Origin of the sequence: Streptomyces sp. XH2, assembly GCF_049725035.1 — a bacterium.
GTDB classification, from domain to species: Bacteria; Actinomycetota; Actinomycetes; order Streptomycetales; family Streptomycetaceae; genus Streptomyces; species Streptomyces roseoverticillatus.
In genome coordinates this window covers 216,235-232,036 of sequence record NZ_JBMMMZ010000005.1, presented here as the reverse complement: position 1 = coordinate 232,036, position 15,802 = coordinate 216,235, and the positions used below count along the sequence as shown (strand labels likewise).

General features: G+C 75.1%; 1 protein-coding gene (cut by a window edge). It reads left to right on the top strand.

The features are described from left to right. Positions 1 to 15,802, top strand: the 5' portion of a protein-coding gene (locus ACOTKD_RS12230; RefSeq protein WP_424888923.1) for an SDR family NAD(P)-dependent oxidoreductase. It continues 5,393 nt past the right edge of the window; only the first 15,802 of its 21,195 coding nucleotides appear in the window; the start codon lies at positions 1 to 3; its stop codon lies beyond the right edge, outside the window.

Genomic DNA, 15,802 nt, shown 5'->3' with positions numbered 1-15,802 from the left:
ATGAACCCTCACGCGGACCCGGGGAGCCCGGAGCGGCCGCAGAACGCCCCGGAGCACACCGACGACATCGCGATCATCGGGCTCGCCCTGCGGCTTCCCGGCGCGGACACCCTGGAGGAGCTCTGGCGGCACCTCGTCGCCGGCCGTTCGCTCATCTCCGAGGTGCCGGCCGGACGCTGGTCGAAGGAGCGGTACTTCGGCGACCCCCGGCGCGGGGCCGAGAAGACGAACAGCATCTGGGGCGGCTTCATCGAGGACGCCGACCGGTTCGACGCCTCCTTCTTCCAGATCTCCCCGCGCGAGGCCGAGACGATGGACCCGCAGCAGCGGTTCGCCCTCGAACTCGCGTGGCGGGCCGTCGAGGACGCCGGATACCGCGCGAGCGCGTTCGCGGGCACGCGGACGGGCGTCTTCATGGGCGTCTGCCACGCCGACTACGCCGAACTCATGGAACGCGAGAAGGCACCCACCGACGCCTACTTCCCCACCGGCACCGCCTACTCGATCATCTCCAACCGGGTCTCGTACTTCCTCGACCTCCAGGGCCCCAGCATCACCAACGACACCGCCTGCTCCAGCTCGCTGGTGTCCGTCTACGAGGCCGTCACGGCCCTGCGTAACGGGGACTGCGACACGGCCCTGGCCGGCGGGGTGAACCTCTGCTGGTCGCCGAAGCACTTCGTCGCCTTCAGCCAGGCGAGCATGCTCTCCCGCACCGGCGAGTGCCGGGCCTTCGACCAGCGCGCCGACGGTTACGTCCGGGGCGAGGGCGGCGCGGTGCTGCTCCTGAAGCCCCTGGCGCGGGCGCTCGCGGACCGCGACCCGGTCCACGCCGTCATCAAGGGCGTCGCGACCAACCACGGCGGCCGGACGAGCTCGCTGACGGTCACCAGCCCGGCCGCGCAGGCGGACCTGATCGAAGGGCTCTACACCCGCGCCGGCATCCGGCCGGAGACCGTGACGTACATCGAGGCGCACGGCCCCGGCACACCGGTCGGCGACCCGATCGAGATCATCGCGCTCAAGCGCGCCTTCCACGCCCTCCACGAGGCGCAGGGCACCCGCCCGGAGCCGGAGTCCTGCGGCATCGGCTCGGTCAAGACCAACATCGGTCACCTCGAAGGGGCCGCCGGCGTCGCCGGGATGGCCAAGGTGATCGGTGCCCTCGCCGGCCGGAAGCTCCCCGCGACCGTCAACTTCGAGGTGCAGAACAAGCTCGTCAAGCTCGACGGCAGCCCCTTCCGCATCGTCGGCGGCACCCAGCCCTGGCCCGAGCCGCCCGCCGCGGCCGACGGGCGGCCCGCGCCGCGCCGTGCGGGCGTCAGCTCCTTCGGCTTCGGCGGCACCAACGCCCACGTCGTGCTGGAGGAAGCCCCGGGACACCCGGCGGACGCCGCGCGGCGGCCGGCCGCCCACCAGGGGCCGCACCTCGTCCCCCTCTCGGCGAAGACCCCCGACCGGCTGCGCGCCGTGGCCGAAGGGCTCCTCGCCCACCTCCGCCCGCCGCGGCCCGGCGACGCCGCCGAGGCGCTCAGGCAGCCCCAGGACCTCGCCGACATCGCGTACACCCTGCGGACCGGCCGGGAGCCGATGCCCGCCCGCGTCGCGTTCGTCGTCGCCTCCGTGCCCGAACTCACCGAGGCGCTCGAAGCGTTCCTGGCCGGCACGCTCGCCGGGGCCGCGGCCCACCCCGGCGCGACCGTACGGGCCGCAGGCGCGCCCGCCGAGGACGCGTCCGGACTCCTGGAGACGGCACTCCTGGAGACGGCCGGGCGCTGGGCCCGCGGCGAGGCCGAGGACCTGCCGGAGCCGCACGCCGCCGACGGCGCCGCGAAGCCGCGCCGCGTCCGGCTCCCCGCGTACCCCTTCGCCCGCGAGCGCCACTGGTTCAAGACCCCGGACGCCGCCCCCGCACACGGCCCGGCCGTGCTCCACCCGCTCCTGCACCGCAACATCTCCGGCCTCGCCGGACAGCGGTACACCTCCACGTTCACCGGCGACGAGCCGTTCCTCGCCGCACACCGGGTGGGCGGCGCGCGTGTCCTGCCCGCCGTCGCCTACCTGGAGATGGCCCGCGCGGCGGTCGTGGACGCCACGGGACACACCCCGGAGCACCGGGCCGTCCGCCTCCGCGACGTCGTCTGGACGCGCCCGCTCGTCGCCGGTGACGCGCCCGTCGACGTCCACATCGGCCTGACGCCACAGGCCGGGACCGAGGGAACGGGCGGGGAGCTCGCGTTCGAGGTGACCGTCACCCCCGGCGACGCCACGACGGCCGTGGTCCACGCCCGGGGGACCGCCGACCTCCTCCCGCCCGAGGAGCCGGAGACCCTCGACCTCGGCGCGCTCCGCGCCTCCTGCCGCACCCCCCACGCCCCCGAGGACGCCTACGCCGCCTTCCAGGGGCAGGGCCTCGACTACGGGCCCGCGATGCGCGCCCTGAACGAGATCCTCCTGGGCGAGGGCCGGCTCCTCGCCCGCATCCAGGCACCCGCCCGGGAGAACCGCCCGGACGAGGGCTTCGTCCTGCCCCCGAGCGTGCTGGACGCGGCCTTCCAGTCCTCGCTCGTCCTCATGGCGCGGGACCCCGGCCCGGCCGGGCCGACCATGCCGTTCGCCCTGGAGCGGATCGACATCCACCGCCCGTGCGCGGCGGTGACCTGGGCCTGGGTCCGCCGGCGACCGGGCGGCAGCACGGCCGCCACGTTCGACATCGACCTCTGCGACGCGGAAGGCGTCGTCGGCGTCCGGCTGCGCGGGCTGGTCCAGCGGACGGACACCACCAAGGCGGTGCCCCCGGCGCACGCCGGGCCGCGCGTCGTCACGGCCACGTGCCGGTGGACGGACGTGCCCGCCGCCCCCTCGGGGACGGAGGCCGGCACGGAGACGGTGCACGCCTTCCTCACCGGAAAGGCCGCGGACCGGATCCCCGGCCTCACGGGCACCCCCGGTCTGACGCTCACGCACCTCCCCGGCATCACGCCCGGCCGCGTCGCCGACGGCGTCGACGCCGCGCTGGGACTCGTCCTCGCACACGTCCAGCAGGTCCTGGCGGCACGCCCGAGGACGCCGCACCGCTTCGCCGTCCTCGTCGACGACCGCGTGCCCCGGCACTTCCACGCACCCCTCACCGGACTCCTCGCCACCGTGGCCCTGGAGAACCCCCTGGTCTCGGGACGCGTCGTCCGCGTCGCCGGCCTCGACGCCATGACACCCGGGCGGATCGCGGACGTCCTCCGCGCCGAGGCCGCCGACCGGGATCCCGCCACCGAGATCCGGCACACGGCCGACGGCACGCGACAGGCGTGGCGCCCCGTCGACGTGGCGCTCGGCGCGGGGCCCGAGGTCCCGCCGCTGAAGGAAGGCGGCGTGTACTGGGTGACGGGCGGCCTCGGCGGCCTCGGCCGCCACGTCACCCGCTACTTCGCCCGGCGCCCCGGCGTGACCGTCGTCCTCAGCGGCCGCTCGCCCGCCGGCCCCGCGAGCGAGGAGGCCCTCGCCGCACTGCGGGCGGCGGGCGCCGACGCCCATTACCTCCCCGCCGACACCGGCAGCGCCGACGACGTCGCACGCGCCGTCCTCGGCATCACCCGCGAGCACGGGTCGCTCGACGGGATCATCCACGCCGCCGGGGTCCTGCGCGACGCCTACGTGCTCCGGAAGGACGCGGCGGACCTCCCCGCGGTGCTGGATCCGAAGGTGCGCGGCGTCCTCCACCTCGACGCCGCCACGCGCGCCCTCGCGCTCGACTTCTTCGTCGTCTTCTCCTCCGTCGCCGGCGTCTACGGCAACCCCGGGCAAGCAGACTACGCGGCGGCGAACGCCTTCCTCGACGCCTTCGCGCAGCACCGGCAGGCACTCGTCGACGCCGGGGAGCGCACGGGCCGGACGGCCGCCGTGAGCTGGCCGCTCTGGGCGGACGGCGGGATGACCGCCGACGACGTGACGCGCGAGTCGATGCGCAGGGAGCGCGGCTGGGAGCCCCTTCCGACGGAGGAGGGCCTCAGGGTCCTCGGCCGCGTCCTGGACGACGCGCCGAACCACGTCGTCGTCGCCTACGGGACCGACCCGGCCCTCGCCCACCTGCCGGCGGGCCCGCCCCCGGAGCCCGTCGCCGCCGCCCCCGCCGAGTCCGCGGCCCCGGACGACGGCGCGCTCCGGGGACGGGCCGAGGAGTTCCTGAAGGACCTCCTCGGCGAGGTCATCCACCGCGACCCCGCCACGATGGAGGCCACGGCCAACCTGATCGAGTACGGGATCGACTCCCTCAGCATCCTGGAGATGACCGCCCGCCTCGAAGAGCGCTTCGGCCGGCTCTCGAAGACCCTCTTCTTCGAGTACGTGAACATCGAGGGTGTCGCGGGCCACTTCGTGGAAGCGCACCGCGAGCGGCTGGAAACCGTCCTGGGCACGGCCCCCGGCACCCGGGAGACGGCGCAGGCCGCCCCCGTAGCCGCGCCCGCGCCCGCGCCCGCCCCCGCCCTCGCGTCCGTTTCCGAACCCGCGCCCGCCCCCGCGGCGGCACGTGGCGACCGGCACGACATCGCCGTCATCGGCATCTCCGGCAGATACCCCGGCGCCGACACCCTCGACGAACTCTGGGCGCTCCTCGAAGAGGGCCGCCATACCTTCGAGGAGGTCCCGCGCGACCGCTGGAACCACGACGCCGTGTACAGCCCCGACCGCTCCGCCCCCGGCAAGAGCGCCATCCGCACCGGGACGTTCCTGCGCGACATCGACATGTTCGACCCCCGCTACTTCCGCGTCTCCAAGCGGGAGGCGGAGCGGATGTCGCCGGAGGTCCGCCTCTTCCTCCAGGCCGGGGTCGAGGCCCTGGAGGACGCGGGCTACTCCCGGGAGACGATCCAGCGCCAGTACCAGGGCGACGTCGCCGTCCTCGCCGGGACGATGAGCAACCACTACAACCTCTACGGCTTCCAGAACAGCCTCACCCGAGGGTCCCCGGCGACCGGCAGCTACACGGGGACGCTCCCCAACATGCTGTCGTACTTCTACGGGCTCACGGGACCGTCCATCTTCCTGGACACCATGTGCTCGGCGTCCTCGACCTGCGTCCACCAGGCCGTGCAGATGCTGCGGGCGGGCGAGTGCCGGATGGCCGTCGCCGGCGGCGTCAACCTCCTCCTGCACCCGTACAACCTCATCACCTCCTCGCAGGAGCACTTCACCACGGCGACCTCCGACGTCATCCGCAGCTTCGGCCTCGGGGCCGACGGGACGATCCTCGGGGAGGGCGTCGGCGCCGTCGTGCTGAAGCCGCTGGCCGACGCCGAGCGCGACGGCGACCACATCCACGCTGTCATCAAGGGGACCGCCCTCAGCAACGCGGGCGTGCGCAACGGCTTCACCGTCCCCAACCCGCACATGCAGGCGCGTGCCGTCGAGAAGGCGCTGGACGACGCCGGGGTCGACGCCCGGACGATCAGCTACGTCGAGGGCCACGGCTCGGGCACCTCGCTCGGCGACCCCATCGAGGTCAAGGCGCTGACCACCGCCTTCGGGAAGCACACCCGGGACACCGGGTTCTGCGCCCTCGGCTCGGTCAAGTCGAACGCGGGCCACCTCCTGGCGGCCGCCGGCATGATCGGCTTCGCCAAGGTGGTCCTCCAGCTGCGGGAAGGCAAGCTCGCGCCGTCCCTGCACAGCGCCGAGCTCAACCCCGACATCGCCTTCGCGGACACCCCCTTCCGCGTCCAGCGCGAACTCGCCGACTGGAAACCGGCCGTCACGACGGACGGCGGGCGCGAGACCGTCCACCCCCGGCGCGCCGGCCTCACCTCGATCGGCGCGGGCGGGATGAACTCGCACATCATCCTGGAGGAGTACCGAGGCACCCCGGAGGAGCCGTACGACCACGACGGCCGCGAGCAGCTCTTCGTCTTCTCGGCGATGACCGACGCCGCCCTCGCCGCCTGTCTCACCCGCTTCCGCGCCCACCTGGCCGGCGCGCCCGAGGACGGGCTGCCGTCGATCGCGCACACCCTCCGCGTGGGCAAGAACGAACTGCCGCGCCGCTGGGCGTTCCTCGCCGGGGACCGGCGCGCGGCGCTCGCGGCCGTCGACCGCTACCTCACGGGCGACCGTGACACCGGCGCCGCGCTCGCGAGCCACGACCCGCGCGCGGCCACGGCCCGCGCGCTCGCGACGGCGTGGCTGAGCGGGAAGAGCGTCGACTGGAGCGAGCTGACCGGCCCCCGCCCGCCCCGGCGGGTCTCCTTGCCGGCCTACCCCTTCGAGCGGGTGCGCTGCTGGGCGGAGGAGGAGCCGGAGGCGCCGTCCGTGACCGCGCCGCTCGCGCTCCGCGAGAAGCTCCACCCCTTCCTCGGCCGCAACGCGTCCGACGTCGGCGGCCTGCGCTACGTCCTCGACGTGCGCCTCGACGACCTCCTCGACTACGGCCACCGGCACGAGGGGGAACGCGCCGTCGCCCCGACCTTCGCCGCCGACCTCGCCCTGGCCGCGGCCAAGGCCTCCGGGTTCGCCACCGCACCGGTCGTCCGCGGCCTCCGGCTGCCCGGCCCGGTCCCGTGGGCGTCCACCGCCCGCCTGATCACGACGTTCGCCGTCACAGGAGCCGAAGCGGCCTCCGGCGTCGTGACCGCCGAGGACACGACCGGCGCGCGCGTCACCGTCGCGGAGTTCGACGTCCACCCGGGCGCCGCGCGGACGAACCGGCGGCAGGACCTCCCGGTCGACGCGCTCGAACGGGACGCCGTACGCGCCCTGACCCGCGACGAGTTCCTCGCGGAGCTCGCCGAAGGCGGCCTGGAGCACGATCCGCTGTACTCCGGCGTCCGGGGCGCGTACTGGCTGCACGACGGCAGGCTGGTCCTCGCGCTCACCGTGCCGGGGCTCCGGCAGGACCACAGCGCACGCCACGTCACCCTCGCGCCGCACGTCCTCACCGCCGTCGCCCAGGGCCTCCGGCTCGTGGCGAAGCGCGCGCACGCGCCGCGCTGGGAATGGACCGCCCCGTACGGGATCGAGGAGATCCGGGTCTCCGGCGCCCCCGCCGACGTGGCGTACGCGCTCTTCGAGCCGGAGCCCGGGGCCGGTGGCCTCCGCGGCCGCGTACGGCTGCTGGACCGCGACGGCCGGGCCGTCGGGGAGCTCACGGGAGTGCGGTGCGCTGCCGGCGGAGCGCCACGAGAGAAAGCGGACATGACGCAGCAGGAGCGGCCCGGGCCCCTTCGGACGACCCGGCCCGCCACGGAGCCCCCGCGCACCGAGGGCGCGGAATCCGGCACCGGCGTCGTCGCGTTCGCCGTCGCCGAGCTGCGCCAAATCGCCTCCGGCATCCTGAAGTTCGCCCCCGGCGAGCTGGACGACCGCACGGCCTTCGACGCCTTCGGCTTCGACTCGATCTCGCTCGTCACCTTCTCCCAGCGGGTGCGCGAGCGCTTCGGGGTCACCCTGAGCCCCGCGGCCTTCTTCGACCTGCGGACGCTCGACGCACTGGGCCGCCACCTCGCCCAGGAGTTCGAGGAGCCCCTCCGCGAGGCGTACACCCGGTCGCTCCCGGTGGACGACGCCCCCCGTACCACCGCCGCCCGGACCCGGCTCCGGCCCCAAGCCCCGGCCCCGGGCGCTCCGATGCTCATCGCGGTCGTCGGCGCGGCCGGTCGCTTCCCCGGGGCGCCCGACCTCGACACGTACTGGGCGAACCTGGCCGAAGGGAAGGACTCCGTCACGGACTTCCCCGCCCACCGCTACGGCGCGGCCTACGCCCGGGTCGTCGCGGACGCCGATTTCCCGAAGCGTGCGGGTGTCCTCGACGGCGCCGACGGGTTCGACGCGGGGTTCTTCCGGATCTACCCGCGCGAGGCCGAGCTGATGGACCCGCAGCACCGCCTGGCCCTGGAGACGGTCTGGAACGCCGTCGAGCACAGCGCGTACACCCCCGCCGCCCTGCCGAAGAACACCGGAGTCTTCCTCGGCGTCTCGGGGAACGACTACGCGACGCTGCTCACCACGCACGGCGTCGCGCCGGACGCCTTCACCTCGACCGGCAACGCGCACTCGATGCTCGCCAACCGGATCTCGTACGTCCTTGACGTGCGGGGCCCGAGCGAGCCGGTGGACACCGCCTGTTCGAGCTCGCTCGTCGCCGTCCACCGCGCGATGGAGGCCATCCGCTCGGGAGCCTGCGACGCCGCCATCGCCGGCGGTGTGAACCTCCTCCTGAGCGTCGACACGTTCGTGAGCGCTCACCGCGCCGGGATGCTGAGCCCCGACGGCCGGTGCAAGACCTTCGCGAGCGACGCGGACGGCTACGTGCGGGGCGAGGGCGTCGGCGCCGTCGTCCTGAAGCCGCTCGCCGCGGCCGAGCGGGACGGCGACGCCGTCCTGGGCGTGCTCGTCGGCAGTGCCGAGAACCACGGCGGGCGCGCCAACTCGCTGACCGCGCCCAGCGCCGACGCCCAGGCCGAGCTGATCACCACCGCCATGGGCGCCGTCGACCCCGGAACCGTCGGCTACGTCGAGGCCCACGGCACCGGCACCGCCCTCGGCGACCCGGTCGAGGTGCGCGCGCTCACCACCGCGTTCCGCCGGCTGGGAGCCACCGGCCGGGGCACGTGCGGGCTCGGCTCGGTGAAGACGAACATCGGCCACCTGGAGGCGGCGGCGGGCATCGCCGGCCTGCTGAAGGTCCTGCTGGCCCTGCGGCACCGCGTCCTCCCCGCCACGCTCAACTGCCACGAGATCAACCCGTACATCGAGCTCGACGGCGGACCCTTCCGCATCGTCCGCGAACCGGAGCCGTGGCGGCGGCCCCGCGACCGCGAGGGCGCGCCCGCCCCGCGCCGGGCCGGCGTGAGCAGCTTCGGCTTCGGCGGCGCGAACTGCCACGTCGTCGTCGAGGAGTACGAGGAGAACGGTGCCCGCCAGGGTGACGAGACACACGAGGAGCACGAGAGAGTGGATGCCACCCACGGGACCGGCCGGCGGGCCGTACACGCGGACGGCGCGGAGGCGCTGATCCCGCTGTCGGCCCGCACGAGCGAGCAGCTCCACGAGCGCGCCCGCGACCTCCTCGCGTACCTGGAGAAGACGGACGGGCCCGCCGGGCTCCACTCGATCGCGTGGACCCTGCAGACCGGGCGCGTGGCCATGGCCGAACGCGCCGGCTGGGTCGTCACCTCGCTCGATGAACTCGCCGCCAGGCTGCGGGAGTTCCTCGCCGGTGACGGGCAGGCTCCGGGCGGCGCACGGGGCCGGGCCGCCCATGACGGGGGCCCCACCGCGCAGGTCGCCGTACCGGACGCGTGGCGCGGCACCACGGCGGGCGGAGACCTCAGAGGGCTCCTGAGCCGCTGGGCCGCAGGCGCGGCCGTCGACTGGCGCGCCCTGTACGGGACACGGCCGCCGAAACGGGCCCATCTACCGGTGTACCCGTTCGCGTACGAGCGCCACTGGATCCCCGAAGCGACCGGGGCGACCGAGGTGATGGGGGCCCCGGTGACCGGGGAAGCACCGGGGAACCCGGCAGCCCCGGCAGCCGCCGGCACGGCGCGGCCGCCGGTGTCCGCCGGGGCCGTGCCCGCCGGCACGGAGGCTCTTTCCGCGCCGGTCCGGACCGGCGCGCGTCCCGACCGAGGTCGTGACAGCGGGCCCGCGCGGCCCGTCGCGCCGCGGAACGGCACTGCCGGGACCGCGGCCGGCGACCGGGCGGCGGACACCGCCACCACCGGGACCGTGCTCCTCGTCCCGGCCTGGACGCCGAAGCCCACGGACACCGCAACGGGCGGCGCGGACGGGCGCCCGTACGACCACCGCGTCGTGATCCTCTGCGGCGCGCTCGCCCCGGCACGGCCGGACGTCGAGCGGAGCCTCCCCGGCGTCAGCTGCGTTGCCGTCACCACGACGGCGCAGCGGCTCGACAGTCGCTTCACGGACGTCTCGCGGCAGGTCTTCGAGGCCGTACGCGACCTGCTCGCCGAGGAGCGCCACGGCACGGCGCTCGTCCAGATCGTCACGCCGCCGGGAGACGACACCGCCGGTACGGCCCTCGCCGGCTTCCTGCGCACCCTGACCCTGGAGCACCCCCGGATCGCCGGTCAGCTCCTCGCCCTCGACGGCACCCCCACGGGCGGCACCGTCGCCGCACTCGTCGCGGAGAACGCGCGGAGCGCCCACGAGGACGCCGTCGTCCGTTACCACGACGGCGAACGCGCCGTACGCGACTGGACCCCGGCGTCGCTCCGCGCGGGCGCGGCGGACACGCCCTGGCGCGCGGGCAGCGTCTACCTGATCACGGGCGGGGCGGGCGGCATCGGCGCCGTCGTCGCGCGCCGGATCGCCCGCGACGTCGCCCGGCCGGTCCTCGTCCTCGCCGGACGACGGCCACGGGACGGGCGCGTCGACGCGCTCCTGGGCGAGCTGCGGGCCGCTGGCGCCGAGGCACGCTATGAGCGGGCCGACGTCTCCCGCTGGGAGGAGGTGCGCCATCTGGTCGCCCGGATCGGCGAGGACTCCGGCGCGATCCACGGCATCGTGCACTCCGCCGGGGTACTCCGCGACGCCGCGCTGACGCGGCAGACCCCGGAGGAGTGGGCCGAGGTCCTCGCGCCGAAGGTCGCCGGAACGGTCCACCTCGACCGGGCCACGGAGGCGGCGCCGCTGGAGTTCTTCCTCACCTTCTCGTCCGGCGCCGCCGTCACCGGCAACCGCGGCCAGGGGGCGTACGCCACGGCCAACGCGTTCCTGGACGAGTTCGCCGCGCTGCGCACCGCGCGTGTCGCGGCGGGGGAGCGGTCCGGGCGGACGCTGTCCGTGGCCTGGCCGCTGTGGAAGGACGGCGGGATGGCCGTCGACGACGCCGCGCGCGCCGCCCTCCGGCGCGACCGCGGCCTGGTGCCCATGGAGTCGGCCGACGGCGTCGCCGCCCTTCTGGACGCGTGGCGCCTCGGCGGCGACCGGGTGTGGGTGCACCACGGCGACACGGCGCGGGTGCCCGGCCGTGAACCGGCCCCGGCCGCCGCGGCGTGGCGCACGACCGAGGAGAACACCGAGGAGGCGGCCCCGGCCGCCTCCGTGCGGGACACCCTCCGCCTCCTCGTCGGCCTCTTCGCCCGCGTCACCAAATCCGCTCCCGGCACCGTCGACGCCGACGCGTCGCTGGGCGCCCTGGGACTCGACTCGATCATGGTGGTGCAGTTGAACAAGGAGCTTTCCGCCGTGTACGGCGACGACGTCCCGAAGACGCTCTTCTACGAGCAGCCGACGCTGCGCGCGGTCGCCGGGCACCTCGCGGCGGAACACGCGCCGCAAGCAGCGCGCACGGACGCGGACACCGCACCGGCCTTGCGTCCCGCCGAGGCGGACGAGCGGCCCGTGCCGGCCGCCGGTCCGGCCGCCGCGCAGGCACCCTCCGCGCCGCGCGAGCCGATCGCCGTCATCGGGATGAGCGGCCGCTACCCGGGCGCCGGGAACGTCGCCGAGTTCTGGGAGAACCTCAAGGCCGGGCGGGACTGCGTCCGTGAGATCCCGGCCGACCGCTGGCCGCTGGAGGGCTTCTACGAACCGGACCGCGAGAAGGCCGTCGCGACCGGCCGCAGCTACAGCAAGTGGGGCGGATTCGTCGACGACTTCGCGGGCTTCGACCCCCTCTTCTTCAAGATCGCGCCACGTGACGCCTACGCCATGGACCCCCAGGAGCGCCTGTTCCTCCAGGCCTCCTGGGAGGTGCTGGAGGACGCGGGCTACACGCGCGAGGAGCTCGCGCGCCGCCACGGCCGGCGGGTGGGCGTCTTCGCGGGCGTCACCAAGTCGGGCCACGCCCGGCACGGCGCCGGACGGCTCCCCTCGGGCGAGACGGTCGTCCCCGGCCTGTCCTTCGCGTCGGTCAGCGCGCGCACCTCGTACGTGCTCGACCTGCGCGGCCCCAGTCTGACCATCGACACCATGTGCTCGGCGTCGCTCACCGCGATCCACGAGGCGTGCGAGAACCTCCACCGCGGGTCCTGCGAGGCCGCCCTCGCCGGCGGCGTCAACCTCTACACGCACCCGCTCGACTACACCGAGCTGTGCCGCTCCACGATGCTGTCGTCCGACGCGTGCTGCCGGAGCTTCGGCGCCGGCGGGGACGGCTTCGTGCCCGGCGAGGGCGTCGGCTGCGTGCTGCTGAAGCCCCTCTCCCGCGCCCTCGCGGACGGGGACCGCGTGCTCGCCGTGATCCGGGGCACGAGCGTCAACCACGGCGGGCGGACCCACGGATACACCGTCCCGGACCCGGGTGCCCAGGCGGAGCTGGTCCGCGACGCCCTGGACCGCGCGGGCGTCCGCGCCCGCGACGTGAGCTACGTGGAGGCGCACGGCACCGGCACGGAGCTGGGCGACCCGATCGAAGTGAAGGGCCTCACGACCGCGTTCGCACAGGACACGGATGACAAGGGGTTCTGCGCGATCGGGTCGGTGAAGTCGTCGATCGGCCACCTGGAGGCCGCGGCCGGCGTCGCCGGCCTCACCAAGGCCGTCCTGCAACTGCGCCACGGGCAGCTCGTCCCGAGCCTGCACGCCGAGGAACCGAACCCCAACGTCGACCTCGGCCGGACGCCGTTCTTCGTCCAGCGCGAACTCGCCCCCTGGCGGCCGGAACGCGGCCCGCGGATCGCTGCGGTCTCGTCCTTCGGCGCAGGCGGCTCGAACGCCCACGTCGTCCTGGAGGAGTACGGCGACGCCCCCGGCACGGGCGCGGTGGACGGTGCCGAGCAGGTCGTCGTTCTCTCCGCGCGGACGCCGGAGCGGCTCCGCGAGGCCGCCGCACGCCTGGCGGACTTCCTCGACCACGAGGAGGAGCAGCACCGGACCGTCCGCCTGGCCGACCTCGCCCACACCCTCCGCACCGGCCGCGAGGCGATGCGGGAGCGGCTCGCCGCGGCCGTGGTCTCGACCGCCGAGCTGCGCCGCGTGCTCCGTGCGTACCTCGGTGCGGGCGAGCCGGTACCGGGCCTCCACCTGGGTACCGCCGGCGGCGCCCAGGGTGTCGTCGCCGAGCTCGCTGCCGACGCCGACCTGCGGGAACTCCTTGTCACGCGGTGGGCCGCCGCCGGGAAGACCGACAAGCTCGCCGCCCTCTGGGCCGGCGGCGTGGACCTCGACTGGCGCGCCCTCCACGACCCCGCCGCCAGGCGGATCTCCCTGCCGACGTATCCCTTCGCCCGCGACCGGTTCTGGATCGGCGACCTGGAGCCGGCGGGCGGGAACCACCCGGAGCGGGCCGGCGGCGGGACCACGGCGGCGGAGCCGCCGGAGCCGTGCCCCCGGACGTCACCGGACACGACCGCACCCCCCGCCGGGCGGCGGGCATCCGGTGACCGGCCCTCGCCCGGCACCTCCGTGGCCCGCGTCGTCCGCGAGAAGATCGCGGCCGCGCTCGCCCTGGACGAGGACGCCCTCGACGGCAAGCTCGCCTTCGCCGACTACGGCGTCGACTCCATCCTCGCCGTCCGCATCGTGCACGAGCTCAACGAGGCCCTCTCGCTGACCCTGCCGACGAGCGTCCTCTTCGACCACGCCTCGGCCGACCGCCTCACCGCGCACCTGCTCGCCGCCCACGGCGACCGCATCGCGCCCCCGGCCGCCGCGGCCGTCACCACCGCGCCCGCCGAAGAGCCGCAGCACGGTGACACCCGCCCGCCGTCCGGCACCCGGGAGCCGATCGCCGTCGTCGGGATGAGCGGCCGCTTCGCCGGCGCGGACTCGCTCGACGCGCTGTGGCAGCACCTCGCCGACGGCGACGACCTCGTCACCGAGGCCACCCGCTGGGACCTCACGGGCAACACCGGTGACGACGCGCCGGACCGCTGCACGCGCGGCGGGTTCCTCGACCGGATCGACGCCTTCGACCCGATGTTCTTCAACATCTCCGGCGTCGAGGCCGCCGTGATGGACCCGCAGCAGCGGATCCTCCTGGAGGAGTCGTGGAAGGCCCTGGAGGACGCCGGATACGCCGGCCGGACGGGCGACCGACGCTGCGGCGTCTACGTCGGCTGCTGGGACGGCGACTACCAGGAAGTCGTCGGCGAGGACGCCCCCGCCCAGGCGTTCTGGGGCAACACCGCCTCCTTCGTCCCCGGCCGCGTCACGTACTTCCTCGACCTCAAGGGCCCCGCGATCGCCGTCGACACCTCCTGTTCGAGCTCCCTCGTCGCCATCGACCTCGCCTGCAAGGACCTGTGGTCGGGCGAGACGGAGATGGCCCTCGCGGGCGGCGTCTTCGTCCAGGCCACCCCACGGCTGTACGAGCTCGCCGGGCGCGCCGGGATGCTGTCGCCGGCGGGCCGCTGCCACACCTTCGACCATCGCGCCGACGGCTTCGTGCCCGGTGAGGGGGCCGGCGTCCTCGTCCTCAAGCGGCTGTCCGACGCCCTCGCCGACGGGGATCACATCCATGGCGTGATCCGTGCTTCCGGCGTCAACCACGACGGTGCGACCAACGGGATCACCGCGCCCAGCTCCGTGTCGCAGGAGCGCCTGCTCCGCGACGTCTACGAGAGGTTCGGCGTCGACGTCGAACGGATCGGGCTCGTCGAGGCGCACGGCACCGGCACCAAGCTCGGCGACCCCATCGAGTTCGGGGCCCTCACCCGGGCGTTCCGCGCGGACACCGGCAAGTCCGGCTACTGCGCGATCGGTTCGGTCAAGACGAACCTCGGCCACACCCAGTACGCGGCCGGCGTCGCCGGTGTCCTCAAGGTCCTCCTCGCGATGCGGCACGGCCGCATCCCCGCCTCGCTGCACTTCGAGACGGCGAACGAGGCCGTCCGCCTCGACGGCAGCCCCTTCTACCCCAGCACCCGCTCCCACGCCTGGGAGACCCGCGACGGCGCCCCGCGCCTCGGCGCCGTCAGCTCCTTCGGTGCCAGCGGCACCAACGCCCACCTCGTCCTCGAAGAGGCCCCGGCCGCGCGCCGCACCACCCCCGCGCAGCGCCCCGCCCACCTCGTCGTCCTCTCCGCCCGGTCCCGCGAGCAGCTCGCCCTGCAGGTCGCCGGCCTCGCCGAGCACTGCCGCCGCGAGACCGCCCCGGACACCGGCGACATCGCCTGGACGCTCGTCGTGGGCAGGGACCACTTCGCCCACCGCTTCGCCTGCGTCGTCCGCGACCGCGCCGAGCTCCTGAGCGTCCTCGGCGAAGGCCTCGACGGCCCGCGGGCGTTCACGGGCGAAGCCGCGGCCTCCCGGAAGAAGGACACCGGGGCCGACGCCGACCGGGACCGGGGCGAGGAGTGCCTGCGCCGCTGTTCCTCGCCGAGCGGCACGGACCAGACCTACCGCACGGACCTCGGCACGCTCGCCGAGCTCTACGTCCGGGGCACCGCGCTCGACTACGACCGGCTGTTCCCGGCCGGCGCCCACCTGCGCGTACCGCTGCCGACCTACCCGTTCGCCCGCGAGAGCCACTGGGCCGCACCCACGCCCCCGGCGGTTGCGCGCACCACCGCTCCCGCCGCTCTCCCCGCGCCGTCCCACCCCCTCGTCCACACGACGACCCCCGTGCCCGGCGAGCCCGGCGCGCTGACCGCCACGACGACGCTCACCGGTGAGGAGGCCCTCCTCCGCGACCACACGGTGCACGGCCGGCGGGTCCTCCCCGGCGTCGCCCACCTGGAGATGGCGCGCGAGACCGCGGCCCGCGCGCTCGGCACCGGTGCCACGACGGCCCTGCGGATGCGCAACGTCACCTGGGTGCGGCCGCTCGTCGTCGAGGACGGCCCCAAGGACGTCGACGTCCTGGTGCGGCCCGCGCACGACGGCGCCCTCGCCTTCCGGATCGCCT